23 protein-coding genes and 1 pseudogene are annotated in these 26,015 nt (G+C 71.0%); 9 read left to right on the forward strand and 15 right to left on the reverse strand.

Annotated features, from left to right (window positions below):
• Positions 1–94: 94 nt before the first annotated feature.
• The 4 genes from IE277_RS25345 to bldG all read right to left on the reverse strand — a co-directional run bounded on the left by IE277_RS25345 (position 95) and on the right by bldG (position 4,578).
• Positions 95–715: a small secreted protein gene (locus IE277_RS25345; RefSeq protein ID WP_189955995.1), complete on the reverse strand. Its 621-nt coding sequence runs from the start codon at positions 713–715 to the stop codon at positions 95–97.
• 224 nt (positions 716–939) lie between these two features.
• The gene (locus IE277_RS25350) at positions 940–3,342 is read right to left on the reverse strand and encodes a sodium-translocating pyrophosphatase (RefSeq protein WP_189955996.1); all 2,403 of its coding nucleotides are present in this window, start codon (positions 3,340–3,342) and stop codon (positions 940–942) included.
• Positions 3,343–3,647: 305 nt separating this feature from the next.
• The gene (locus IE277_RS25355) at positions 3,648–4,079 is read right to left on the reverse strand and encodes an ATP-binding protein (protein WP_189955997.1); all 432 of its coding nucleotides are present in this window, start codon (positions 4,077–4,079) and stop codon (positions 3,648–3,650) included.
• A 157-nt stretch (positions 4,080–4,236) separates the two neighbouring features.
• Positions 4,237–4,578 (reverse strand): anti-sigma factor antagonist BldG, encoded by a 342-nt coding sequence (gene bldG, locus IE277_RS25360; RefSeq protein WP_189955998.1) that lies wholly within the window; start codon positions 4,576–4,578, stop codon positions 4,237–4,239.
• A gap of 81 nt (positions 4,579–4,659) precedes the next feature.
• Here bldG and sftH point away from each other — a divergent pair, with 81 nt between their 5' ends.
• Positions 4,660–7,134: a DEAD/DEAH box helicase gene (gene sftH, locus IE277_RS25365; RefSeq protein WP_189955999.1), complete on the forward strand. Its 2,475-nt coding sequence runs from the start codon at positions 4,660–4,662 to the stop codon at positions 7,132–7,134.
• Here the strand turns inward: sftH and IE277_RS25370 are convergent.
• The 7 genes from IE277_RS25370 to ssd form a co-directional block, all read right to left on the reverse strand.
• On the reverse strand, positions 7,079–7,504 hold the full coding sequence (locus IE277_RS25370; RefSeq protein WP_189956000.1) for an Rv3654c family TadE-like protein: 426 nt from the start codon (positions 7,502–7,504) through the stop codon (positions 7,079–7,081). The genes sftH and IE277_RS25370 overlap by 56 nt on opposite strands.
• On the reverse strand, positions 7,501–7,857 hold the full coding sequence (locus IE277_RS25375) for a TadE family type IV pilus minor pilin (protein ID WP_189956001.1): 357 nt from the start codon (positions 7,855–7,857) through the stop codon (positions 7,501–7,503). The genes IE277_RS25370 and IE277_RS25375 overlap by 4 nt, the downstream gene beginning before the upstream one ends.
• A gap of 22 nt (positions 7,858–7,879) precedes the next feature.
• Entirely contained in the window at positions 7,880–8,083 is a 204-nt protein-coding gene (locus IE277_RS25380; protein ID WP_189956077.1) for a DUF4244 domain-containing protein, read from the reverse strand.
• Between the two features lie 108 nt (positions 8,084–8,191).
• Positions 8,192–8,971 carry a type II secretion system F family protein gene (locus IE277_RS25385; protein ID WP_189956002.1) on the reverse strand — a complete coding sequence of 260 codons (780 nt, stop codon included), beginning with the start codon at positions 8,969–8,971 and terminating at the stop codon, positions 8,192–8,194.
• 154 nt (positions 8,972–9,125) lie between these two features.
• Entirely contained in the window at positions 9,126–9,971 is an 846-nt protein-coding gene (locus IE277_RS25390) for a type II secretion system F family protein (RefSeq protein ID WP_189956078.1), read from the reverse strand.
• A gap of 23 nt (positions 9,972–9,994) precedes the next feature.
• Complete coding sequence (locus IE277_RS25395) at positions 9,995–11,200, reverse strand: TadA family conjugal transfer-associated ATPase (RefSeq protein ID WP_189956003.1); 1,206 nt, start codon at positions 11,198–11,200, stop codon at positions 9,995–9,997.
• The gene (gene ssd, locus IE277_RS25400) at positions 11,197–12,303 is read right to left on the reverse strand and encodes a septum site-determining protein Ssd (protein WP_229881951.1); all 1,107 of its coding nucleotides are present in this window, start codon (positions 12,301–12,303) and stop codon (positions 11,197–11,199) included. The genes IE277_RS25395 and ssd overlap by 4 nt, the downstream gene beginning before the upstream one ends.
• A 593-nt stretch (positions 12,304–12,896) precedes the next feature.
• Between ssd and IE277_RS25405 the strand changes: the two genes are divergently transcribed.
• A complete protein-coding gene (locus IE277_RS25405; RefSeq protein WP_189956005.1) occupies positions 12,897–13,727 on the forward strand; it encodes an HAD family hydrolase in 831 nt (276 codons plus the stop codon).
• A gap of 348 nt (positions 13,728–14,075) precedes the next feature.
• On the opposite strand, the gene IE277_RS25410 is transcribed toward IE277_RS25405, so the two are convergent.
• A complete protein-coding gene (locus tag IE277_RS25410) occupies positions 14,076–14,900 on the reverse strand; it encodes a Fic family protein (RefSeq protein ID WP_189956006.1) in 825 nt (274 codons plus the stop codon).
• Positions 14,901–15,000: 100 nt separating this feature from the next.
• Between IE277_RS25410 and IE277_RS25415 the strand changes: the two genes are divergently transcribed.
• A complete protein-coding gene (locus IE277_RS25415; RefSeq protein ID WP_189956007.1) occupies positions 15,001–15,993 on the forward strand; it encodes an ATP-binding protein in 993 nt (330 codons plus the stop codon).
• A gap of 17 nt (positions 15,994–16,010) precedes the next feature.
• Here IE277_RS25415 and IE277_RS25420 read toward each other — a convergent pair whose 3' ends face one another.
• Positions 16,011–17,276, reverse strand: coding sequence for a polysaccharide deacetylase family protein (locus IE277_RS25420; protein ID WP_189956008.1), 1,266 nt, complete (start codon positions 17,274–17,276; stop codon positions 16,011–16,013).
• Between the two features lie 280 nt (positions 17,277–17,556).
• On the opposite strand from IE277_RS25420, the pseudogene IE277_RS25425 reads away from it, so the two are divergent.
• The 6 genes and pseudogenes from IE277_RS25425 to IE277_RS47425 all read left to right on the forward strand — a co-directional run.
• Positions 17,557–18,348: pseudogene (locus IE277_RS25425) on the forward strand (carbonic anhydrase); the annotation flags it as partial.
• A gap of 117 nt (positions 18,349–18,465) precedes the next feature.
• Positions 18,466–20,421, forward strand: coding sequence for an acetate--CoA ligase (acs, locus tag IE277_RS25430; protein ID WP_189956009.1), 1,956 nt, complete (start codon positions 18,466–18,468; stop codon positions 20,419–20,421).
• A 221-nt stretch (positions 20,422–20,642) separates the two neighbouring features.
• Positions 20,643–22,076: a Na+/H+ antiporter NhaA gene (gene nhaA / locus IE277_RS25435; RefSeq protein WP_189956010.1), complete on the forward strand. Its 1,434-nt coding sequence runs from the start codon at positions 20,643–20,645 to the stop codon at positions 22,074–22,076.
• 117 nt (positions 22,077–22,193) lie between these two features.
• Positions 22,194–22,682: a phage holin family protein gene (locus IE277_RS25440; protein WP_189956011.1), complete on the forward strand. Its 489-nt coding sequence runs from the start codon at positions 22,194–22,196 to the stop codon at positions 22,680–22,682.
• Positions 22,679–23,611 (forward strand): alpha/beta fold hydrolase, encoded by a 933-nt coding sequence (locus tag IE277_RS25445; protein WP_189956012.1) that lies wholly within the window; start codon positions 22,679–22,681, stop codon positions 23,609–23,611. The genes IE277_RS25440 and IE277_RS25445 overlap by 4 nt, the downstream gene beginning before the upstream one ends.
• Before the next feature lie 138 nt (positions 23,612–23,749).
• Positions 23,750–23,929: a hypothetical protein gene (locus IE277_RS47425; protein WP_229881952.1), complete on the forward strand. Its 180-nt coding sequence runs from the start codon at positions 23,750–23,752 to the stop codon at positions 23,927–23,929.
• Positions 23,930–23,965: 36 nt separating this feature from the next.
• Here IE277_RS47425 and IE277_RS25450 read toward each other — a convergent pair whose 3' ends face one another.
• Entirely contained in the window at positions 23,966–25,165 is a 1,200-nt protein-coding gene (locus IE277_RS25450; RefSeq protein WP_189956013.1) for a MarP family serine protease, read from the reverse strand.
• A gap of 118 nt (positions 25,166–25,283) precedes the next feature.
• A complete protein-coding gene (locus IE277_RS25455) occupies positions 25,284–25,979 on the reverse strand; it encodes an NUDIX hydrolase (protein ID WP_189956014.1) in 696 nt (231 codons plus the stop codon).
• Between the last annotated feature and the right edge of the window lie 36 nt (positions 25,980–26,015).

The raw sequence follows: 26,015 nt of genomic DNA on the forward strand, positions 1-26,015 counted from the left end.
GCGTCACCGGCACACCCCGGCCGGGGGCGGGACGTGTCGGCGACGTGGCCCGGCCCGAGGCCCGGCACGCCACCGACGCACCCCGACGGCCGTGTCAGCCCGCCGACGGCGAGGACGACGAGGCCGGCGCCGAGGACGACGACGCGACCTTCTTGCAGCTGGCCTGCTGGGCGATGGCGTTCTTGACGTCGCCCTGCTGGAGCTTGTCCAGCGCGTCGGTGCCGGTCTTGTGCTGCGTCTCCAGGTCCGTCATCTTCGTGGCGATGTCGTGCAGGCCGGAGGCGAACTTGGCCTGGTCCTTGGTGTTCAGCGCGTCGACCTGCTTCTTCAGGGCGGCGTAGGAGGCGGAGAGGCCGTTGAAACTCTTCACGACGGCCTGCAGCCGCTTGGTGCCGTCGGCGACACCGGGAGGCGCGCCCGCGCTGCTCACTGCGCCGGCGATCGCCTTGTAGCCGTCGGACATGTCCTGGAACGCCTGGGAGTCCGTCTTCTGGAGGGTCTCGGGCTTGGCCGTGTCGGCGGCCGTCGTGCTGATCGCCGCGTTCGCCGACTTGATCTTCGCGTCCTGCGCGGGCACCGCGTCGCACACCGACTTGGCCCAGGCGACCAGCTTGGGGTCGGGCCCCTTGTCACCGCCGCCGCTGCTGCTGCATCCCGTCAGCGCCACCACCAGTACCGCACCGCCGGACAGTGCGGCCGCGAGCTTCTTGTTCACCGGATCGGTCCCTTCCCTGGCTCTCGGCCCACGGACCCTACACGGCGGACGCACACCCTCCCCATCCCGTACACGTCTTAAGTCATGTTTTATTACCTTTTGCACTATGCGAGACAAGGCTCACCACGTGGGCGAGCCCACACACGAGCGGGCGGGCGGCGCGTCAGTACGCGCCGCCCGCCCGTCCGTTGAGCAGGGTTTCTCCTACAGACCCAGGAGTTCGCCTACGAAACCACTGCCGTACTCGGCGAGTTGGCGACTCGCTCGGTGCTCTCGTCGTCGCCCACGGCGATTCCGCGCCGCTTGGAGACATACACGGAGACGACGATCACCACGAGCGCGAGGAGCGCGATCAGAACCCGTACACCCAGGTTCTTGTCGTTGCCGTAGGAGAACTTGATCACCGCGGGCGCGATGAGCAGCGAGACCAGGTTCATGACCTTCAGCAGCGGGTTGATGGCCGGTCCCGCGGTGTCCTTGAAGGGGTCGCCGACCGTGTCGCCGATCACCGTGGCCGCGTGGGCCTCACTGCCCTTGCCGCCGTGGTGGCCGTCCTCCACCAGCTTCTTGGCGTTGTCCCAGGCGCCGCCGGAGTTGGCGAGGAACACCGCCATCAGCGTGCCCGCGCCGATCGCACCGGCGAGATAGGAGCCGAGCGCGCCGACACCGAGCGTGAAGCCGACGAAGATGGGCGCCATCACAGCGAGCAGACCCGGTGTGGCCAGCTCCCTGAGGGCGTCCTTGGTGCAGATGTCGACGACCTTGCCGTACTCGGGCTTCTCCGTGAAGTCCATGATCCCGGGCTTCTCACGGAACTGCCGCCGCACCTCGAACACCACCGAACCGGCCGAGCGCGACACGGCGTTGATGGCCAGTCCGGAGAAGAGGAAGACCACCGCGGCGCCCGCGATGAGGCCGACGAGGTTGTTGGGCTGGGAGATGTCCAGGGACAGGCTCAGTGGCGCGCCCTGCCCGGAGAGCTTCTCCCCGACGTCCTGCACATTGGTGGTGATCGCGTCGCGGTACGACCCGAACAGCGCCGATGCGGCGAGGACGGCGGTGGCGATGGCGATGCCCTTGGTGATGGCCTTGGTGGTGTTGCCGACCGCGTCCAGGTTGGTGAGCACCTGGGCGCCCGCGCCCTCGACGTCACCGGACATCTCGGCGATGCCCTGGGCGTTGTCGGAGACCGGCCCGAACGTGTCCATGGCGACGATCACGCCGACCGTGGTGAGCAGTCCGGTGCCGGCCAGCGCGACCGCGAACAGCGCCAGCATGATCGACGTACCGCCGAGCAGGAACGCGCCGTACACGCCGAGGCCGATGAGCAGCGCGGTGTAGACGGCCGACTCCAGGCCCAGCGAGATACCGGACAGGACGACCGTGGCCGGGCCCGTGAGGGAGGTCTTGCCGATGTCCCTGACCGGGCGGCGGTTGGTCTCGGTGAAGTAGCCGGTCAGCTGCTGGATGACGGCGGCGAGCAGAATGCCGATCGCCACCGCGACCAGGGCGAGGATCCGCGGGTCGCCGCCCTTGGCCCTGATCGCCGCGTCGGTCACCCCGTCGAGGTCGGAATACTTCGACGGCAGATAGACGAAGACGGCGATCGCGACCAGCACGAGGGAGATCACCGCGGAGATGAAGAAGCCGCGGTTGATCGCGGACATGCCGCTGCGGTCGGTGCGGCGCGGGGCGACCGCGAAGATGCCGATCATCGCCGTGACGACGCCGATGGCGGGCACCAGCAGCGGGAACGCCAGCCCGGAGTCGCCGAAGGCGACCTTGCCGAGGATCAGGGCGGCCACCAGGGTCACGGCGTACGACTCGAAGAGGTCGGCCGCCATGCCCGCGCAGTCGCCGACGTTGTCGCCCACATTGTCGGCGATGGTCGCGGCATTGCGTGGGTCGTCCTCCGGAATGCCCTTCTCGACCTTGCCGACCAGGTCGGCGCCGACGTCGGCGGCCTTGGTGAAGATGCCGCCGCCCACACGCATGAACATGGCGATCAGGGCGGCGCCGAGGCCGAAGCCCTCCAGCACCTTCGGCGCGTCGGCCGCGTACACCAGCACCACACAGGAGGCGCCCAGCAGGCCGAGCCCCACTGTGAACATGCCGACGACGCCGCCCGTGCGAAATGCGATCTTCATCGCGGTGTGTGAAACGGTGGTGAGATCTTTTTCTGGTTCGCCTGGTGCCGGTGTGGCCTCCCGGGCCGCCGCGGCGACCCGCACATTGCTGCGCACGGCGAGCCACATGCCGATATAGCCGGTGGCTGCCGAGAACGCCGCACCGATCAGGAAGAACACCGATCGTCCGGCACGCTGATTCCAGTCGTCCGCCGGCAGCAGCATGAGCAGGAAGAAGACGACGACGGCGAATGCGCCGAGCGTGCGCAGCTGCCGGGCGAGATACGCCTTCGCGCCTTCCTGGACCGCCTCGGCGATCTCTTTCATGCTGTCAGTGCCCTCGCCCGCAGCCAGTACCTGACGCACCAGGATCCCCGCCACCAACAGCGCGGCCAGGGCGACCGCCGCGATGACGGCCACGATGATCCGATTGTCGTCGGTCAGGACCGCGGCTGCGAGGGATGTGGGGTGATCCGATTGGGGGATGGAAAGCCCCGCCATTCGTCCTCCTTGACGCTTGGGCTGAGCTCAAGATGTGGACGGATTCTAGGTACCTCGGAGTGATCTCAACAGAGCGCGGTAAACGGAATTAGCCTCAACGGGCTCATCAGCAAATGATCGCGATCCCGCCATCGAACCCGAATGAGGTAATGCCCTCGGACCATTGACGGGCCAGAACCGGCCGTATTGTCACTTGATCAATTGATCGAGGGGTTGATCGTGAATTCATTCACGAATTCCGGGGGTGTCGGAAAAACACAGAAGGCCCTGCTCGGCAGGGCCTTCGGAGGGTCTGACGGCAACGCTCAGAGCAGCGCCACGGCCGGCGGTGCGGTCGGCCAGGTCATGCGGATCCGGCCGCCGTCCTGCCCGGTGGTGACCTCGACGTCGTCGACGAGGCCGCTGATGACCGCGAGACCCATCTCGTCCTCCTCGACGTCCGCTTCGACATCCTGCGCCCCGCCGGGCGTGTCCGACGAGGACGCGTGCGGTGCCTCGTCGCCGACCTCGATGGAGAACTGTTTCTCCTCCTCGATCAGCGCCACCTTCACAGGCGCGGTGATGCCGCTGCTCTGGTGGAGTCCGACGGCGCGGGAGCAGGCCTCGCCGACGGCGAGCCGGACCTCGTCCAGGACGGCCTCGTCCACCCCTGCCCTGCGTGCCACCGCGGCCGCCACCAGCCGGGCGGTCCGGACGTGCTCGGGCAGCGCGCTGAAGCGGAGTTCGACGATGGCCATGCATCCCCCTCGCGACTACGGGCGTGCGGTCGGGGGCGGGGCCGCCGAAAGCCCGCACCCCAGCTGTGTTTCTGTGCCCGGACCCCTTCAGCGGCCCGGACGGGACCGCCCGGCGTCGGACCCCCGGCAGGAGCCCGACGCCGACGGACGATCCAGGTCAGTCGGTGGCCTGCACCGCTTCCTCGACCGAGGTGTGGATCGGGAACACCTTGGTGAGGCCGGTGATACGGAAGATCTTGAGAATGCGCTCCTGGTTGCAGACCAGGCGCAGCGAGCCCTCGTGGGCACGCACTCGCTTCAGGCCACCGACCAGCACGCCGAGCCCGGTGGAGTCGAGGAAGTCCACGCCCTCCATGTCGACGACGAGGTGGAAATTCCCGTCGTTCACCAGCTCGACCAGCTGCTCGCGCAGCTTGGGCGCGGTATACACGTCGATTTCGCCACCGACTCGGACGACCGTACGATCGCCGATGGTCTCGGTCGACAGGGACAGGTCCACGGATCCTCCAGCACCTTGCTATCGAGCGGTCGCCCTTCGGCCACCTCGACTTGCGGCCCCCAGGACGCATCGCCAGCCGCGATGGCATTCAATCACTTACGGGCAGGCGTGCACGACGCCTTGGCTCCATTGTCCGTCACGCCAGTGACACACTCGGTGCCAATGGCCAAGAATCACCGATCCGATCGATCCCCGGCCGCCCCGGCACCCCGCCCGTCCCCGGGCGTGGTTCTCGACCGGCTGGCCTCGGGGCCGAACCGGGCTGCGCGCATCACTCATACGGAGCACTTGCCCCCGCGAGAGGGCCGCCATGCCGTCTGGCCTCACCGGATTCGATCCGAGGTGATCGCGGCCGTCCAGGCGCACGGCATCGAACACCCCTGGGCGCACCAGGCCCTGGCCGCCGAGCACGCCCTGGACGGCGACTCGGTGGTCGTCGCCACCGGCACCGCCTCCGGCAAGTCCCTCGCGTACCTCGTGCCCGTCCTGTCCACCCTGCTGGACGGCTCCGAGGCCCCGAACGGCCGTGGCGCCACCGCGCTGTACCTGGCCCCCACCAAGGCGCTCGCGGCGGATCAGTGCCGATCGGTGAAGGAACTTTCACAACCTCTCGGCAACGGCGTACGCCCGGCCGTGTACGACGGCGACACCCCGTACGAGGAACGGGAGTGGATCCGCCAGTACGGCAACTACGTCCTCACCAACCCCGACATGCTGCACCGCGGGATACTCCCGTCCCACCCGCGCTGGTCCTCCTTCCTGAAGTCACTCACCTACGTCGTCATCGACGAGTGCCACACCTACCGGGGCGTCTTCGGCTCGCATGTCGCCCAGGTGCTGCGCCGGCTGCGCCGCCTGTGCACCCGCTACGGCGCCTCCCCCGTCTTCCTGCTGGCCTCCGCGACCGCCGCCGAGCCCGCCGTGGCCGCACGGCGGCTGACCGGGCTGCCGGTGACCGAGGTCGCCGACGACGCCTCCCCGCGCGGGGAGCTCGTCTTCGCCCTCTGGGAGCCTCCGCTCACCGAACTGCACGGCGAGCGGGGCGCCCCCGTACGGCGCACCGCCACCGCCGAGACCGCCGACCTGCTGACCGATCTGACCGTGCAGGGCGTGCGCTCGGTCGCCTTCGTACGGTCCCGGCGCGGCGCCGAGCTGATCTCGGTGATCGCCCAGGAGAAGCTGGCCGAGGTCGACCGCTCCCTGGTCCGCCGGGTCGCGGCGTACCGCGGCGGCTACCTCCCCGAGGAGCGGCGTGCCCTGGAACGCGCCCTGCACTCCGGCGACCTCCTCGGCCTCGCCGCCACCACGGCCCTGGAACTGGGTGTGGACGTCTCCGGCCTGGACGCGGTGGTGATCGCCGGCTACCCGGGCACGCGCGCGTCCCTGTGGCAGCAGGCGGGGCGCGCCGGCCGCTCCGGGCAGGGTGCGCTCGCCGTGCTGGTGGCCCGCGACGACCCGCTGGACACCTTCCTGGTCCATCACCCGGAGGCCCTGTTCGACCAACCGGTGGAATCCACGGTCCTCGACCCCGACAACCCCTACGTCCTCGCCCCGCACCTGTGCGCCGCCGCCGCGGAACTCCCGCTGACCGAGGAGGACCTGGACCTGTTCGGCCCCGCCTGCGCGGATGTGCTGCCGCAGCTGGAGGCCGCGAAGCTGCTGCGTAGGCGGACGAAGGCCTGGCACTGGACGCGCCGGGAACGGGCCGCCGACCTGACCGACATCCGCGGCGCCGGCGGCCGCCCGGTGCAGGTCGTCGAGACCGGTACGGGCCGTCTGCTCGGCACGGTCGACGCGGGTGCCGCGCACTCCGCGGTCCACGAGGGCGCGGTCCATCTGCACCAGGGCCGCACCTATCTGGTGCGCTCGCTCGACCTGGAGGACTCCGTCGCCCTGGTCGAGCAGGCCGACCCGCCCTACTCCACGGTCGCCCGTGACACCACCGCGGTCTCCATCCTGGAGACGGACACCGAGATCCCGTGGGGCGCCGGCCGCCTGTGCTACGGCTCGGTCGAAGTCACCAACCAGGTGGTCTCCTACCTCCGCAGACGCCTCATCACCGGCGAAGTGCTCGGCGAGACGAAACTCGACCTCCCTCCTCGTACGCTGCGCACCCGGGCGGTGTGGTGGACGGTCACCGACGACCAGCTGGACGAGGCCCGGATCAACCCGGAGATCCTCGGCGGCGCCCTGCACGCCGCCGAACACGCCTCCATCGGCATGCTCCCCCTCTTCGCGACCTGCGACCGCTGGGACATCGGGGGCGTCTCCCTCCCCCTCCACCCCGACACCCTCCTTCCGACGGTCTTCGTCTACGACGGCCACCCCGGCGGTGCGGGCTTCGCCGAGCGCGCCTTCCACACCGCCCGCGCCTGGCTCGCCGCCACCCGCGAGGCCATCGCCTCCTGCGAGTGCGAGGCCGGCTGTCCCTCCTGCATCCAGTCCCCCAAGTGCGGCAACGGCAACGACCCGCTGCACAAGAGGGGGGCGGTCCGGCTGCTCACGGTGCTCCTGCGGGGAGCGCCGGAGGAGAAGGAGGCCGTGCCCCAGGCGTGAGTGCGGACCGCACCGCACCCGCCGGCCCCGCTCTGGCCCTGGCCCGCGCCGTGAACGGGCCTCTTCCCGAGGCCGCCGTCACGTCCGAGGTCTCACCGACGATCGCGCACCGCACGAGCCGTACGTCCTGGGCGGCCGCCACCCGCGCGGCCCGCGCACAGGCCGCCGCACGGCCCTCTGCCCAGTGGTCGGCCGCCGCGAGGGCCGCCAGGTCCGCGCCGCCGGCCGCCCGGTGCCGGACCACGACGGCCTGCCCGAGTGCGAGCACGGCGCCGAACACGACACAGAGCACGGCGATCGCCCCCAGGCTCCACACGGTGGCCGACCCCCGGTCGGACGGCCGCCGATCCCGTCCCCCTTCCCGCCTCACGGCCCCGCCTCCCCCGACCCTGCCGGCTCCTTCGCGTCCGTGATGTCCTCAGCCGGTGCGACGGCCTCCTCCCGCACCTCGAAGGGCAGCCCGCTCAGCACCGGAGGCCTGGCCACCACCGTCACCCGGACCCGGTCACCCTCGCGCCCGACGGTCACGCGTGCCCCGTGCGGCGCCGCCTCGCGGGTCACCGCCACCACCGCGCCGGCCGGATCCTGACGGGCGGCGGCCCGGGCGCCGATGCGGGCGGCGTCCACGCACCGGATCTGCGCGGCCACCACGAGCAGCCCCCAGACCAGCGCCATCGTGAACGCCACCAGCACGCACAGCACCACGGCCGCCTCCGCGGTCACGAACCCCTGGTCCGCGCTTCGCTCACATCCGCGCACTGAGGGCCCTCTTCACGATGTCCTGCAGTTCCGTGCGGACCTGGCCGCTGGTGACGACCTCGTAGAGGAGCAGCGCGAACCCGACGGCCGCGATGATCCCCATCGCGTACTCGGACGTCACCATTCCGGCATCCCTGCGGCGCCCCTTCCCGCACAGCCGTACCGCCGCTTCCTTGATCTTCACGTTCATTCCAACCCCCATGACGTTCAGTCCTCTTGCTCTTGGGCTTGCACTTGGGCTTGTTCTTGGGCCTGCACTTGGTTCTGCTCTTCGTCGCGTTCGTGCTCCGCGGTCGCCTCACCTGCCTCTCATCACTCCGCCCGCCAGTCCGATGACGACGGGCAGCACACCGACCGCGATGAAGGCAGGCAGAAAGCACAGGCCCACCGGTGCGGAGATCAGTACGGCCGCACGCCGGGCCCGGGCCGTCGCCGTACGGGCCCACTGCGCCCGTGCGTCCGAGGCGAGCCGGGCGGCCGGGTCGGCCGCCGGCAGCCCGGACTCGTCGGCGCGCTCCAGCAACCGCGCCAGGGCTCCGGCGCCGGGCAGTGCGGCCAACCGCCGCCAGGCGTCCGCCGGTTCACCGCCGAGCCGCACCTCCGCCGAGCCCCGTGCCAGCGCCTGCCCGACAGGCCCGTCGAGCGCTTCCCCCACCGCCTGCGCGGCGATCACCGGCCCGGCGCCGGCCGCGACACAGGCGGCCAGCAGGTCGGCCGCGAGCGGGAGTTGCCGTGCGGCCGTGGCCGTGTCGACGGGCTCCGCCGGGCCGGCCGCCCGCTGCCGGCTCCGCCACCGCCACAGCAGCACCCCGGCGCCCAGCCCCAGCACGGCACCGGTCACACCACCGACCAGGACCCAGGCGCCGCACGCCGTCCCGGCCGGTGGCAGCCATCGGCGCGCCGCACCCGCCGCCGCGAACCGCCCCCTGGACGGCGGGACTTCCAGGCCCAGCAGCTCGGCCACCCGGCGCCGTGCCCGACGCCGTCGCCGGAGCAGATCCAACCGCCACGCCGCCCAGCCGAGGACCAGCGTCACACCCCCGACCATCCCCAACCTGTGGAGAACTTCCCCGCTCATACCGCCCGCTCTCCCCACGCGTCCCGACCCCGTGCACCCATCGCACGCCACCTCCCGAACACCGCTCCCGCCCCTTCGCCCGGCTGCTCCCGCTCGCCGCTCCCGCCCCACACGCCCCGCTCGCTGTTCGCGCCCCTCACACCACCCCGCTCACTCACACCACCTCCGCCTGCCGCATGATCCGCACCGTCCACCACACGCCGGCCGCCTCGAACGCCGATCCGGCCGTGAGGCAGCCCAGGCCGGGGCCGGTATGGAGGAGCACGTGCAGGGGATGCGCGCCCATGGCCGAGCCGAGGAGGAGTCCGAGAGCGGGCAGAACCGTGAGCAGTACCGTGGTGGCCCGGGCGCCCGCCAACTGGGCGCGCAGGTCCGCGCGTTGATCCCGCTCGGCACGCAGGGCCGCCTCCAGCCGGTCCAGGCCGCTCGCGAGTCCGGCGCCCTGGTCCACGGCCACCCGCCAGCAGGCGGCCAGTCCGAGCAGGCCCTCGGCTCCCGGCTGCCGGGCCGCCGTGGCGAGCGCGCCGGGCACGTCCCCGCCGAACCGCGCCGCCGCGACCACGGCCGCCTGTGCCTCGCCGAGCCCGCCGGAGTCCTGCGCCGCCCTCAGCAACGCCTCACCCGGCTGCCGTCCGGCGCGCACCTCTCCGGCGAGGGCCCCGCACAGCGCGATCACCGCGTCCGCCCGCCGCTCCCGCAGGCGCCGGGCCTGCCGGGCCAGCCGTACCCGGCGCAGCACCGGCACCCCGGCCGCCCCCGCGACGACCGGAACCACCGAGGCCCCCAGCAGTCCGAGCAGCAGGCCCGCCGCGAGCGCCCACCACTCGGCTCCCAAGCGGTCGTGCAGCCGCCGCAGTTCCGCGAGGGTCTCGTCCCAGGAGGGCGGGCCGGTCGCCACCACTGCACCGCCCGCGAGCACCAACCGCGCCCGCCGCATCCCGTAATGCCGCCCGCCCAGCAGCCAGGCCAGCGCGCAGAGACAGAGCAGCGCGGCCGCCATGGACGTCTCACCGGTCACTTCCGTCACCTTTCTCCGCCCTTCCCGAACCCGGACCCGTCCGCGGCGTCCAGGAGGTGCCGCAGCCGCTCCCAGCCCCGCTCCCGCACGAAGGCCCGCTCGCCCCAGCGCAGCGCCGGCACCGTCCGGACCAACCCCGTCGCATCCCGCTCCAGCACATGCACCTCGGCGATCCGGCGCCGCCCGGACCGGTCCCGCACGAGGTGCAGGACAACGGAGAGCGCGGCCGCCAACTGGCTGTGCAGTGCCGCCCGGTCGAGCCCGGCGGCCGTGGCCAGCGCCTCCAGCCGGGCCGGCACATCCGCGGCGGCGTTGGCATGGACCGTGCAACAGCCGCCCTCGTGGCCGGTGTTGAGAGCCGCGAGGAGATGCACGACCTCGGGCCCGCGGACCTCGCCGACGACCAGCCGGTCGGGTCGCATCCGCAGTGCCTGCCGCACGAGGTCCTCCAGGGTGACCAGGCCGGCCCCCTCCTGGTTGGCGGGCCGGGTCTCCAGCCGGACGACGTGCGGGTGGTCCGGGCGCAGCTCGGCCGAGTCCTCGGCGAGCACGATCCGCTCGCCCGCGCCGACCAGCCCCAGCAGCGCGCTGAGCAGGGTCGTCTTGCCGCTTCCGGTGCCCCCGCTGACGAGGAAGGACAGCCGGGCCGCGAGCAGTGCCCGCAGGATCCGGTCGCCGCCGGGCGGCACGGTGCCGGCCTCGACCAGTTCCTCCAGCGTGAATGCCCGGGGCCGTACGACCCGCAGGGCCAGGCAGGTGCAGCCGACGGCGACCGGGGGCAGCACCGCATGCAGTCGGGTGCCGTCGGGAAGCCGGGCGTCCGCCCACGGCCGGGCGTCGTCCAGCCGGCGTCCGGCAACGGCGGCCAGCCGCTGCGCGAGGCGTCGTACGGCCGGGGCGTCGGGGAAGGTCACCCCGGTCAGCTCCAGCCCGCCGCCGCGGTCCACCCACACCCGGTCCGGGGCGGACACCAGGACGTCGGTGACGTCCGGGTCGGCGAGCAGCGGCTCCAGGGGGCCGGTGCCGACGAGTTCGGACCTCAGCTGCCGGGCCGCGCCGAGGACCTCGGCGTCGCCGAGCACCCGGCCCTGTTCACGCAGGGCCTGGGCCACGCGCGCGGGGGTGGGTTCGGCCCCGCTCTCGGCCAGCCGGCGCCGGACGCCGTCGAGCAGGGCGGCGCCGTCCGCGCGGTCGAGTCCGGGAAGGCTCATCGGGTGCCTCCAGCCTCGATGAGCGCGCGCTCCCAGAAGTCAGCGCAGAAGCGGGCGAGCGGGCCGCGTCCGGTCGCGCCGGGCGGTTGCCCGCCGCCTCGCGGGCGCAGCAGCGGCGGTTCGACCGGCACCTCGCCGGCCAGCGGAAGGCCGAGCAGGCGGGCCACCTCCCGGTCGTCCAGGCCCGGTGCGTACGGCCCGCGTACCGCCACGCGCAGGTCGCGCACGACCATGCCGACGGCCGAGGCGACCCGCCCGGCGGCCGCGACTCCCCGCAGATCGGCGGGGACCACGAGCAGCGCCAGATCGAGCTGGGCGAGGGCCTCGGCGACCCCGTCGTCGAGGCGGCGGGGCAGATCGACCACGACCGTGCCGCCGCGCCGCCGGGCGGCGGCGAGCACCGCGCGCACCGCCTGCGACGGGATGGCGACGCAGTCCCCGCGGTCCCAGCTCAGCACCCGCAAGGAGTGCAGTTCGGGCAGCGACTCCTCCAGGGCACCGCCGCCGACCCGCCCGCGGGAGGCGGCGAAGGCGGGCCAGCGCAGTCCGTCGGCGCTTTCACCGCCGAGCAGTACGTCGAGTCCGCCGCCGAGCGGATCGGCGTCCACGAGCAGGGTGCGCAGTCCCTCGCGCGCGGAGGTGACGGCGAGCGCGCACGCGAGCGTGGAGGCTCCGGACCCGCCCCGGCCGCCGATCACCCCGACGGTGAGGGCCGGGCGGCCTACGCCCTCGGCGACGTCGGCGATCCGGTCGACCAGCCACTGCTCGCCGTCGGGCAGCATCAGGACATGGTCGGCGCCGACCAGCACGGCACGTTTCCACACCCCCGGGTCGTCCTGGTCACGGCCGACCAGCACGACTCCCCCGCGGCGCGGCGCCCCGCCGACCCGGCGGGCCGCGTCATCGCCGACGATCACCAGCGGGGCCGTCCGCCAGCCGGCGCCGTGTTCCGGCACGCCGTGGTGGACGTCGGGTGTGGCGCCGGCGGCCGCGCACAGGCGCAGCAGGTCGTCGAGGAGTTCGGCGTCCTCCGTGATGATGAGCGGCCGGTCCGGCCGGCCTGCCGTACCGGGCGGCGGGTCGTGGGTGACGGCTGCGGTCACGAGTGTTCCCCCTTCGCTGCGTGGGCCGTGCGGCCTCTGCGGCCACGCGATTCCCAAAGGTGTGAAGAACCGCCAAGCGGCCCCCCATATGAACGGCCGACGGAAACCGGCCATACGCGCTCCGACAATCGGAACCGGCCATGAACTCGCCATGGCCCGAGCGCGTCGGAATCACGGTGCAGCGATCCGCGAAATCATGTGGATCTTGGTGGAAAACTGTGGACAACTCGGGGCCTGTGAATATCGCCATCACCCATACCGGTGACCTCTGTACCGATCCCTGTGCGACTTCCACAGCGCAGCGCGACGATTACCAGGAGTAACGGATCGTGGGCGCGCGGAAGCGGCGGCCGCGGCGGCACGATGCCGGCCCAACGGCCGTGCGGAGAACGGGGTAAGGGAAGAAAACCCGCCCGGACATGCGACGACCCCCGCCGGGGGGGAGAGCGGGGGTCGTCCCCACGGCCGACTCGGGGGGGGAGGAGTCGGACCGGGTTAGCACGGTCGCGAACGATCCGTGACTTCCATGGTGTACCCGAGAGCCCTCTCAGGCAAACCCACGCGCCCCACCTTACGCCGAATGGTGGGCGCCTATGCTCGGGGGCGTGGAAAACCACTCCTTGCCCCGCGCAGCAGCCTTCTTTGACCTGGACAAGACGGTCATTGCGAAGTCGAGCACACTCACCTTCAGCAAGTCCTTCTACCAAGGCGGGCTGATCAACCGCAGGGCCGCACTGCGCACCGCATATGCCCAGTTCGTCTTCCTGGCAGGTGGCCTGGATCACGATCAGATGGAGCGCATGCGCGAGTATCTGTCCACGCTGTGCCGCGGCTGGAACGTACAGCAGGTGCGCGACATCGTCGCGGAGACCCTGCACGACCTGATCGACCCGATCATCTACGACGAGGCCGCCTCCCTCATCGAGGAGCACCACGCGGCCGGCCGGGACGTCGTCATCGTGTCGACCTCGGGCGCCGAAGTCGTCGAGCCCATCGGCGAACTGCTCGGCGCGGACCGCGTGGTGGCCACGCGCATGGTCGTCGGCGAGGACGGCTGCTTCACCGGCGAGGTGGAGTACTACGCCTACGGCCCGACCAAGGCCGAGGCGATCCAGGAACTGGCCGTCTCCGAGGGCTACGACCTCGACCGCTGCTACGCCTACAGCGACTCCGCGACCGATCTGCCGATGCTCAAGACGGTCGGATATCCGCACGCGGTGAACCCGGACCGGGCGCTGCGCCGCGAGGCACTCGCACGCGAGTGGCCGGTTCTGGAGTTCCGCCGGCCGGTCCCGCTGAAGAAGCGGCTGCCCACGTTCTCCGTGCCGCCCCGGCCGGCCCTGGTCGCGGCGGCGGCCATAGGGGCGGCGGCCGCGACCGCCGGCCTCGTCTGGTACGCCAGCCGGCGCCGCACCACGGCCTGACCGGTGCCCGTTTCAGGCCCGTTTGAACGCGAAAGTAAAGAAGTGCAGGCAGGGGTTCCGCTTCCTCCGGGCTCGCGGTAGAAAGAACCTAGGCCCGCGAGACCAAAGGACATCCGAGAGGATCACCTACGACTACGCACTTGGCCCACGGACCCTGCATGGACATCGGGCACCCACGCGACGTCGACCCGTCGATTACGGGCCAGCCGCACCAGGTGACGGGCAAAGTTCCCCGGCTTGATGGGCACATATCGAGGACGCTTGGTAACCCGGTGAGCATGCCAGCGGCGGTACGAGCACTCGTACCGCCGCAACTCATGTCCGGGCTCCTCCGGCCGCGACACCCCCTCAGGCAGCGCCGCGCTGCAGCGCCTCGCACACGGCCGTCGACTCACGCGCGCCCAGCTCGACCGCCCTGCCGCAGTGGGCGATCCAGGCGGCCATGCCCTCGGGGGTGCCGGAGACATAGCCGTCCAGCGCCGCCAGATAGGAGGCGCGGCCCAGTTCGGCGTGGCCGACCTCGGCCGGGCAGACCGACTTCGGGTCCAGGCCGCTGCCGATCAGCACGATCCGCTCGGCCGCACGCGCGACCAGGCCGTTGTGGGACACGAAGGGCCGCAGCGCGAGCAGTTCGCCGTGCACCACGGCGGCCGTCACCAACGCGGGCGCGGACGTCCCGGCGATGATCAGGTTCGCCAGCCCCTCCAGCCGGCCGGAGACCTCCTGGGCGCCCGGCAGCGGCAGCTCGACGAGCGGCTCGTCCACCGCTTCGCCGGCCTGGCGCGGCCTGCCGACCTCGGCACCGTGGCCCGCCGCGGCCACCAGATGCAGCCGGGCCAGCACCCGCAGGGGCGACTGACGCCAGATGGACAGCAGCTGGCCCGCCTCCGCCGACAGGCGCAGGGCGGCGCCCATCACGCGCGCCTCGGCATCGCCGCTGAAGTCGGTGCGCCGCCGCACCTCCTCCAGGGCCCAGTCGGCCCCGGACAGCGCGGCGGAGCCGCGGGCGCCGCGCAGGGCAGCCTCGCCGGTGATCTCGGTGCCGCGGCGCCGCATGATCCGGTGCCCGTAGACCCGGTCCACGGCCTTGCGCACGGACTCCACGGAGTCGGCCACACCGGGCAACGAGCCCAGGGCCGCGAGCGGGTCGGCGTTCGCGCCTGTCGTACTCATGAGTACGACCCTACGCACCTCATCGGCCGACCCCTCGAAGGAGTGGTCTTCTTCACTCTTCCTGACACATACAGCTATCAGCTGACTACTCTTGGTGAACATGAAAATTGCTTTCGTCGGGAAGGGCGGCAGCGGCAAGACCACGCTCTCGTCCCTCTTCATCCGCCACCTCGCGGCCGCCGGCGCCCCGGTGGTCGCCATCGACGCGGACATCAACCAGCACCTCGGTCCCGCGCTCGGCCTCGACGAGGCGGAGGCGGCCGCACTGCCCGCCATGGGCGAACGGCTGTCCCTGATCAAGGACCATCTGCGCGGCACCAACCCGCGCATCCACTCCACCGCCACGATGATCAAGACGACCCCACCGGGCGAGGGCTCGCGGCTGGTCGGGGTGAGGGAGCCCAACCCGGTCTACGACGCCTGTGCGCGTCCGGTGGAACTCGACGGCGGCGCCGTCCGTTTGATGGTCACCGGCCCCTTCACGGACGCCGACCTGGGGGTCGCCTGCTACCACTCCAAGACGGGAGCGGTGGAGCTGTTCCTGAACCACCTCGTCGACGGCCCCGACGAGTACGTCGTGGTCGACATGACCGCGGGTTCGGACTCCTTCGCCTCCGGCATGTTCACCCGCTTCGACATGACGTTCCTCGTCGCCGAGCCGACCCGGAAGGGGGTCTCCGTCTATCGCCAGTACAAGGAGTACGCCCGCGACTTCGGCATCGCTCTGAAGGTCGTCGGCAACAAGATCCAGGACCAGGACGACATCGACTTCCTGCGCGCGGAAGCCGGGGACGACCTGCTGGTGACGGTCGGGCGCTCGGACTGGGTGCGTGCCATGGAGAAGGGCCGGCCGCCCCGGTTCGACCTCCTGGAGGAGGCCAACGCCCGTGCCCTGCAGACTCTTCGGGCCACCGCCGACGCCATGTACGAACAGCGGGACTGGGAGCGCTACACCCGCCAGATGGTGCACTTCCACCTGAAGAACGCCGAGGCGTGGGGCAACGAGCGCACCGGGGCCGATCTGGCGGCGCAGGTCGACCCCGGCTTCGTGCTCAGCGAGGACATCGGCGCGGGCGTGACCACTCCGGCGTGACAACTCCCGGGTGAGGTCTACTGCTTGACCGCAGGCGCCCCGGGCACGCCCTTCGGGGCGGGGGCCGGGTGGCCGGACAGGAAGGACGCCCAGCCCTGCCGGGGAGCCTGGCCCACCTCCAGGGTGCGCAGCTTCTCCAGGACCTTCGGGTCCTGGGCGTCCAGCCAGTCGGCCAGCTGATGGAAGGACACGCACCGCACGTCCGGCTTGTTGCACACCTCCTTCACCGTGTCCTCGACGGCGCGCATATAGGTGCCGCCGTTCCAGGACTCGAAGTGGTTGCCGATGATCAGCGGCGCGCGGTTGCCGTCGTAAGCCCGGTAGAAGCCCTTGACGAGGCCGTCGCGCATCTGGTCGCCCCAGTAGTCGAACTTGTCCGGGTCGCCCTGGGTCTGGGTGCCGGACTGGTTGACCATGAAGTTGTAGTCCATGGTCAACTGCTCATAGGTGTGCCCGGGGAAGGGCACCAGCTGCATCGACAGGTCCCACAGCCCCTCCTTCCTCTTGGGCCAGACCTGTTCGTTGACTCCGCTGGAGTCATAGCGGAAGCCCAACTGGCGGGCCGCCTTCATGAAGTTCTGCTGGCCCTCCAGGCAGGGGGTGCGGGCGCCGATCAGCTCCTTGTCGTAATCGAAGGGAAGGGGAGCCGACTTCTTCATGCCTGTGTTGGTCTTCCAGGTCTTCACAAACCGCTTGGCCTGGGCGATCTCGCTCTTCCACTCGTCCACCGACCAGGTGCCGACCCCGCCGTTGGGCCCGCAGAAGTGGCCGTTGAAGTGCGTGCCGATCTCGTTGCCCTCCAACCAGGCCAGCCGCGCCTGCTTGACGGTGTCGGAGATCCCCTTCTCGTCGTTGAAGCCGATGTCGGAACTGCCCGGTGAGTGCTGTGGCGGCTTGTACTCCGCGCGCTTGTCCTCCGGCAGCATGTACACGCCGCTGAGGAAGTACGTCATGGTCGCGTGGTTGTCCTTGGAGACCTGACGGAAGTGCGAGAACAGCTTCTGGCTGTCCTCGCCCGCGCCGTCCCAGGAGAAGACCACGAACTGCGGCGGCTTCTGGCCGGGCTTGAGCCGCTCGGGTCTGGGCAGATACGGCTGCGCCCCGGTGAACGCGGTGGATCCGTCACCGATCAGCCGGAGCACACTGCGGGGGACCGGAGCCCCCTTCTGCGGACCGGACACCCCTTCCTTCGAACCGTGGGAGCCGCTCGCGCAACCGGCGAGCGAGGAGGCGCAGGCCGCGCCGATCACGACACCGATGGCGATCCTCTGGGTGGCGGTCATGGTCCGCCCACCTTCTTCCTTCTCTCAGGCAAACGCCGACGAGGACTGTTTTCTGGCGATGTGCCGGGATTACACCGACAGCGTCGCCAAGGTCGCACGAGAGCGAGAAGGAATTAGTACGACAAGCCGATCAAATGATTAGTTCACCCCTGTGAGCGATCCATTAAGCCTTTTGCACCGAAAAGTTATGCATTGTCTTTACGTGTCATTACGATTCATTGACCGACGTTGATCCATCTCGCCCAGTCCACGACCGGGCCACCCGGGAGGAGACGGGAGCGTGTCAGAGAACGCCCGGTGCCGCCGCCGTCCCTGGACGCCCTGGCGTGATCACCGGTCCTGCTTCCCGGCCGCCCTCGCCGCGGCGGGCCAAGAGGCCGAAGAGGCGGCGGGGCGGGAACTCGCCCATGGGATCGGGGTGTTCCAGCGTGACACCGCCCCGCTGGTGCGGGCGGAGCTGGCGCGGCTCGCGCGGGAGGGACAGCGGCCCGCGCAGCTCTTCCTCACCTGCGCCGACTCCCGGCTCGTCACCTCGATGATCACCGCCAGCGGCCCCGGCGACCTGTTCGTCGTCCGCAATGTCGGCAATCTGGTGCCGCCACCGGGCGAGGAGCACGGCGACGACTCGGTGGCGGCCGCCGTCGAGTACGCCGTGAAGGTGCTGGGGGTGCGGTCCATCACGGTGTGCGGGCACTCCGGATGCGGGGCGATGCAGGCGCTGCTGACCGCCGGGACCCCGGGTGCGGCGACTCCACTCGGCCGGTGGCTCGGGCACGGTCTGCCCAGTCTGGCGCGGCTGGCCGACGACCGGCGCACCCGGCCCCGGCTGGCCGGACGGGCACCCGCCGACGCGGTGGAGGAACTGTGCCTGGCCAACGTGGTCCAGCAGTTGGAGCATCTGCGGGCGCACGCCCCGGTCGCGCGGGCGCTGGCGGCGGAGGCGCTGGAGCTGCACGGAATGTACTTCCACGTGGGCGAGGCGCAGGCGTATCTGCTCGGTCGGACCGGGACGCTGTTCGAGGACGTGAGAGAGGACGGGGGCGCGGCGGAGGAGCTGCACAGTCCGGTGTGAACAACCACCCCGCAGACAGGTCTAAACCAATTTCGCCGTGGACTCTTGTCATCGGCGCCCCTCGTCTGATGAGGTGTGGCTCAGGACACAACGGACACCCCGGGAAAGGGAGATGTCGTGAGCAACGAGAGCCTGGCCAACCTGCTCAAGGAAGAACGCAGGTTCGCGCCGCCCGCCGACCTGGCCGCGCACGCCAATGTCACCGCGGAGGCGTATGAACAGGCCAAGGCTGACAGGCTCGGCTTCTGGGCCGAGCAGGCCCGCCGCCTGGCCTGGGCAAAGGAGCCGACGGAGACGCTGGACTGGTCGAACCCGCCGTTCGCGAAGTGGTTCAAGGACGGCGAACTGAACGTCGCGTACAACTGCGTGGACCGTCATGTGGAGGCCGGTCTCGGCGACCGGGTCGCCATCCACTTCGAGGGTGAGCCGGGCGACAGCCGCTCGATCACCTACGCGGAGCTGAAGGACGAGGTCTCCAGGGCGGCCAACGCCCTGCTGGAGCTGGGCGTTGGCAAGGGCGACCGGGTCGCCATCTATATGCCGATGATCCCGGAGACCGCGATCGCGATGCTGGCCTCGGCCCGTATCGGCGCCGCCCACTCGGTGGTCTTCGGCGGCTTCTCGGCGGACGCGCTCGCGACCCGTATCAAGGACGCGGACGCCAAGGTCGTCATCACCTCCGACGGCGGCTACCGCCGGGGCAAGCCCTCCGCGCTGAAGCCGGCCGTGGACGAGGCGATCGCCAGGGTCGACAACGTCGAGCATGTGCTGGTGGTGCGCCGTACCGGCCAGGACGTGGCCTGGCACGGCGAGCGGGACGTCTGGTGGCACGACCTGGTCGAGCGCCAGCCGGCCGAGCACACCCCGGAGGCGTTCGAGGCCGAGCACCCGCTGTTCATCCTCTACACCTCGGGTACGACCGGTAAGCCGAAGGGCATCCTGCACACCTCGGGCGGCTACCTCACCCAGGCGGCGTACACGCACTGGGCGGTGTTCGACCTCAAGCCGGAGACGGACGTGTACTGGTGCACGGCCGACGTCGGCTGGGTCACCGGGCACTCGTACATCGTGTACGGCCCGCTGGCCAACGGCGCGACGCAGGTCATGTACGAGGGCACGCCGGACACCCCGCACCAGGGCCGGTTCTGGGAGATCGTGCAGAAGTACGGCGTCACGATCCTCTACACCGCGCCGACGGCGATCCGGACGTTCATGAAGTGGGGCGACGAGATCCCCGCCAAGTTCGACCTCGGCAGCCTGCGGGTCCTGGGATCCGTCGGCGAGCCGATCAACCCCGAGGCCTGGGTCTGGTACCGCAAGCACATCGGCGCCGACAGGACGCCCGTCGTGGACACCTGGTGGCAGACGGAGACCGGCGCGATGATGATCTCGCCGCTGCCCGGCGTCACCGAGGCCAAGCCCGGTTCCGCGCAGCGCCCGCTGCCCGGCATCAGCGCGACGGTCGTCGACGACGAGGCGCAGGAGGTGCCCGACGGCGGCGGTGGCTATCTGGTGCTGACCGAGCCGTGGCCGTCGATGCTGCGCACCATCTGGGGCGACGACCAGCGGTACATCGACACCTACTGGTCCCGTTTCGAGGGCAAGTACTTCGCCGGTGACGGGGCGAAGAAGGACGACGACGGCGACATCTGGCTGCTGGGCCGGGTGGACGACGTGATGCTGGTGTCCGGGCACAACATCTCCACCACCGAGGTGGAGTCGGCGCTCGTCTCCCACTCCTCGGTCGCCGAGGCGGCCGTCGTCGGCGCCGCCGACGAGACCACCGGCCAGGCGATCGTCGCGTTCGTGATCCTGCGCGGTACGGCCGCGGAGAGCGAGGGGCTCGTCGGCGAGCTGCGCGACCACGTGGGCGCCACGCTCGGCCCGATCGCCAAGCCCAAGCGGATCCTGCCGGTGGCCGAGCTGCCCAAGACCCGCTCCGGCAAGATCATGCGCCGTCTGCTGCGCGACGTGGCCGAGAACCGCCAGCTCGGTGACGTCACCACGCTGACGGACTCCACGGTCATGGACCTCATCCAGACCAAGCTGCCGGCGGCGCCCAGCGAGGACTGACCTGCCTCGTCCGGAGGGGGCGCCCGACCGACAGGCCGGGTGCCCCTTTTGCGTCTACGGTGAAGATCACCGGTCCCTGACCGCACCCTTTTGAGCCATTCGCCTTTGAGGCATCCGTCAACCTTAGGTAAGCTAAGTAAAGCGTCAAGGACGTGACAAGGGTGCGCCGGGAAGTCTGGTCGGCATATGAGCCGCCCTGCCTACCCACCGGAGGTCGTCCCGTGACCGCGCCCCGCACCCCCCGCAAGCTCCTCGGACGTCTGTCCCTGCCCGAGCGGGCCTTCGTGGCGGACGCGCTGCGCACGGAGACCGTCGGCGGCGTCCTGCTCCTCCTCGCCGCCGTGACGGCGCTGATATGGGCGAACATCCCCGCCCTCCGCCACAGCTACGAGTCCGTCGCCGACTTCCACATGGGCCCGGCCGCGCTCGGCCTGAACCTCTCGCTCGCCCACTGGGCCGCCGACGGACTGCTGGCGGTGTTCTTCTTCGTCGCCGGCATCGAGCTGAAGCGCGAGCTGGTCGCCGGAGACCTGCGTGACCCCAGGGCGGCCGCGCTGCCCGTGGTGGCCGCCCTGTGCGGCATGGCCGTACCGGCACTCGTCTACACCCTCACCAACCTCACCGGGCACGGCTCGACACAGGGCTGGGCGGTGCCCACCGCCACCGACATCGCCTTCGCACTCGCCGTCCTCGCGGTCATCGGCACCTCGCTGCCCAGCTCGCTGCGCGCCTTCCTGCTCACCCTCGCGGTCGTCGACGACCTGTTCGCGATCCTGATCATCGCGGTCTTCTTCACCGACCGGCTGAACTTCGCCGCCCTCGGCGGTGCCGTCGCCGCGCTGGCGGTCTTCTGGCTGCTGCTGCGCAAGGGCGTGCGCGGCTGGTACGTGTACGTACCGCTGGCCCTGCTCATCTGGGCGCTGATGTACAACAGCGGCGTGCACGCCACCATCGCCGGCGTGGCGATGGGCCTGATGCTGCGCTGCACCACCCGCGAGGGCGAGCAGCACTCGCCGGGCGAGCACATCGAGCATCTGGTGCGGCCCCTGTCCGCCGGGCTCGCCGTACCGCTGTTCGCGCTGTTCAGCGCCGGGGTGAAGGTCTCCGGCGGCGCACTCGGGGACGTGTTCACCAGGCCGGAGACGCTCGGTGTGGTGCTGGGGCTCGTCATCGGCAAGACGCTCGGCATATTCGGCGGTACCTGGCTCACCGCCCGCTTCACCCGTGCCTCCCTCAGCGAGGACCTCGCCTGGGCCGACGTCTTCGCGGTGGCCTCCCTCGCCGGCATCGGCTTCACCGTCTCGCTGCTCATCGGCGAACTCGCCTTCGCCGGCGACGCCGTCCTCACCGACGAGGTCAAGGCGGCCGTGCTGACCGGATCACTGATGGCGGCGGTGTGTGCGACGGTGCTGCTGAAAATACGCAACGCCAGATACCGCAGGCTGTGCGAGGAAGAGGACCGCGACGAGGACCGCGACGGCATCCCGGACATCTACGAGATGGACGACCCCGCCTACCACCTGCGCATGGCCGAGATCCATGAGCGCAAGGCCGCCGAACACCGGCGGATCGCCGCCGAGCGGGCGGCCGCGGCGCGCCACGGGCTTGCGGAAGTACCGGGCGGGGCAGGCGAGGAGCACGGCCGTCCGGCATGATCTGACGAGACGGTACAAGTCAAGACGGCCACACGAGCAGTACCGCCGTCGCCCACGGCGGGCGGCCGGCGCGAGACGGCACACCTGTGGCACAAGAAACCTCTGAGGGAGAAAGCGATGAGCGCACCCGACGGCAGCCCGGTCGGCGCCGAACGCAGCATCGGCCAGCTGTTCGCCTCGGCGACGACCGAGATGTCGGCACTGGTGCACGACGAGATCGCCCTGGCCAAGGCCCAGCTGAAGCAGGACGTGAAGCGGGGCGCGCTCAGCGGCGGCTCGTTCATCGCGGCCGTGGTGCTGCTCGTCTTCTCACTTCCGATGCTCAACTTCGCCCTCGCCTACGGCATCCGGACCTGGAGCCACTGGAACCTGGCGATCTGCTTCGTGCTGTCCTTCGCGGCCAACGTGCTCCTCGCCGTCCTCCTCGGGATCATCGGCATGGCCTTCGCCAAGAAGGCCAAGAAGGGCCAGGGCCCGCAGAAGGTGGCCGCGTCCATGAAGGAGACGGCGGGCGTCCTGCAGAACGCCAAGCCGCACCCGCGCGCCGAGCTGCCCGGGGATCACGCCCCCGCCGCCATCGAAGCTGTGGCACGCTCGTCATCATGACCGACCCCGCACCGTCCGCCGTTCGGATCGACGTTCCCCACGGGAAAAAGGTGATTCACCGGGACGTCGCCGCCAACGGCGCGCGCTTCCACATCGCCGAACTCGGCGACGGCCCGCTGGTGCTGCTCCTGCACGGCTTCCCGCAGTTCTGGTGGACCTGGCGGCATCAGCTGGTCGCGCTCGCGGACGCGGGCTACCGGGCGGTGGCGATGGACCTGCGGGGCGTCGGCGGCAGCGACCGCACGCCCCGCGGGTACGACCCCGCCAACCTCGCTCTCGATGTCACCGGTGTCATCCGCTCGCTCGGCGAGCCGGACGCGGCGCTGGTCGGCCACGACCTGGGCGGCTATCTGGCGTGGACGGCGGCGACGATGCGGCCCAAGCTCGTCCGGCGCCTCGCCGTGGTGTCGATGCCGCATCCGCGGCGCTGGCGCGCGGCGATGCTGCGCGACGCCCGGCAGACGGCCGCCAGCTCCTACATCTGGGGCTTCCAGCGCCCGTGGCTTCCGGAGCGTCAACTCACGGCGGACGGCGGGGCGATGGTGGGCCGGCTGATCCGGGAGTGGTCCGGGCCGCAGCCGCCGGAGGACGCGGCTGTGGAGACCTATCAGCGGGCCATGTGCATCCCGTCGACGGCGCACTGTGCGATCGAGCCGTACCGCTGGCTGGTGCGCTCGCTGGCCCGGCCGGACGGCTTCCAGTTCAACCGCCGGATGAAGCGGCCGGTACGGGTGCCGACGCTGCATCTGCACGGCTCGCTCGACCCGGTGACCCGCACCCGCAGCGCCGCCGGTTCGGGCGAGTACGTCGAAGCGCCGTACCGCTGGCGCCTGTTCGACGGACTCGGTCACTTCCCGCACGAGGAGGACCCGACGGCGTTCTCCACGGAACTGGTCAACTGGCTGAAGGATCCCGAGCCGGACCGGTGACCGTACGGTCAGGTTCGGATGCGTGGAGTATCCGGATCGTGAACACTTGTCCCCCGAACGGCCACATGCCCGCCGCATAGGCCAATTGGGCGGCGCTCAGGCGGTTATCGACCTTCGGGCAGGGGCACACGTCGGGGTATGGGCTGGACGCACGACTACAGTGACGCACCCCGCAATCGCCGCTCGGACTCCGGTCTGAGTACGTCTCGGCGAGGCAACGCGCAACTCGCGGAAAGTGACCTCCGCGTGGGGATCCCGCGCATCCTGCGCCGCCGGGCCCGCTGGGTCTCGGTACGGCTGCGTCACCCGCGCGGCTGAACCCCGCGCCGCGGGAGGGGCGCACCCTCCCGCAGGTCACAGGGCGCAGCTGTCCGTACCCACCTGCTCGTTCGCCGTACGGCCCTGTGTGATGTCGGACCGGATCTCGTCCGACGTGAGGGCGTAACCGGTGTCGGCGTCGTCGAGGGACTTGGCGAACACCACGCCGTACACGCGGCCGTCGGGGGTGAGCAGCGGGCCGCCGGAGTTGCCCTGCCGCACGGTCGTGTACAGCGAGTACACATCGCGGCGGACGGTGCCCCGGTGGTAGATGTCCGGGCCGTTGGCCGTGATGCGCCCGCGCACCCGGGCGGCCCGCACGTCGTACGAGCCGTTCTCCGGGAAGCCGGCGACGATCGCGCCGTCCCCGCCGGCCGCGTCCCGGGTGGAGAAGCTGAGGACGTGCGCCCTCAGATCGGGTACGTCGAGCACGGCGATGTCGCGCTTCCAGTCGTACAGGACGACCTTGGCGTCGTACTTGCGGCCCTCACCGCCTATCTGCACGGTGGGCGCATCGACGCCGCCGACGACATGCGCGTTGGTCATGACCCGGCGGTCGGCGAAGACGAAGCCGCTGCCCTCAAGGACCTTGCCGCAGCTCTGGGCCGTACCGGTCACCTTCACGATGGACCGCTGGGCCCGCACGGCGACCGAGCTGTTCGCGAGGGCCGGGTCGGGCGGCTGGACGTCCTTGATCGGCTCGTTGGCGAACGGGCTGAAGACCTGCGGGAAGCCGTTCTGCGCGAGGACGGAGGAGAAGTCCGCGAACCAGGTGTCGGCCTGCGCGGGCAGCGCCCTGGAGACACCGAGGAGCACCTTGGAGCCGCGGACCTCCTTGCCGAGCGTGGGCAGGGTGGTGCCGGCGAGGGCGGACCCGATCAGCCAGGCCACCAGCAGCATCGCCACGACGTTGACGAGGGCGCCGCCGGTGGCGTCCAGGGCGCGGGCCGGGGACCAGGTGATGTACCGGCGCAGTTTGTTGCCGAGGTGGGTGGTCAGGGCCTGGCCGACGGAGGCGCAGACGATGACGACGACCACGGCGACCACGGCCGCGGTGGTGCCGACGTCGGCGTTGTCGGTCACGGCGTCCCAGATCACCGGCAGCGCGTACACGGCGACGAGGCCGCCGCCCAGGAATCCGATCACCGACAGGATGCCCACGACGAAGCCCTGGCGGTAGCCGACGACGGCGAACCACACGGCCGCGACCAGCAACAGGATGTCCAGCACGTTCACTGCTTGAGGCCTCGCCTACTCACTCCAGTCCCCGCAAGCCCGGACTGGGGTCCGGCCCGCCACGCGGTGGCACGAGGACAGGGCGTCCCCCGGGAAAAACAGCACGGTGGACACCCTGTCATGACCGCCAGTCGAGCGGGACCTGCTTCTCCCTGTCCCAGGGGCGCTCCCAGCCCGCGAAATGGAGCAGGCGGTCGATCACTCCGGCCGTGAAACCCCACACCAGGGCCGATTCGACCAGGAATGCCGGGCCTTGGTATCCCCTGGGGTGGACGGCGGTGGCGCGGTTGGCGGGGTCCGTGAGATCCGCCACGGGGACCGTGAACACCCGCGCCGTCTCGTTCGGATCGACGACGTCGACCGGGCTGGGTGCGCGCCACCAGCCGAGCACGGGGGTGACGACGAAACGGCTGACCGGGATGTACAGCGCGGGCAGCACACCGAAGAGCTGGACGCCGGACGGGTCGAGGCCGGTCTCCTCCTCGGCCTCGCGCAGCGCGGCTCTGAGCGGTCCGTCGGTGTGCGGGTCGCCGTCCTCGGGGTCGAGCGCGCCGCCCGGGAAGGACGGCTGCCCGGCGTGCGAGCGCAGGGAGCCCGCGCGCTCCATCAGCAGCAGCTCCGGGCCGCGCTCGCCCTCGCCGAACAGGATCAGCACGGCCGACTGCCGCCCCGAGCCGTTCTCCGGCGGCAGGAAGCGGCTCAGCTGGAGCGGCTCGATCGTCTCGGCGGCCCGCACCACGGGTGCCAGCCAGGCCGGCAGGCCCTCCTTGCTGAGTGTCACCGCGCCGCCCCGCGTCTCACTGGCCCTCGCCATCGCCGCCCCCCTCGCTCTGTCTGTCCAACGCCCGAG

It is taken from the genome of Streptomyces alanosinicus, assembly GCF_014650595.1.
Taxonomy (GTDB): domain Bacteria; phylum Actinomycetota; class Actinomycetes; order Streptomycetales; family Streptomycetaceae; genus Streptomyces; species Streptomyces alanosinicus.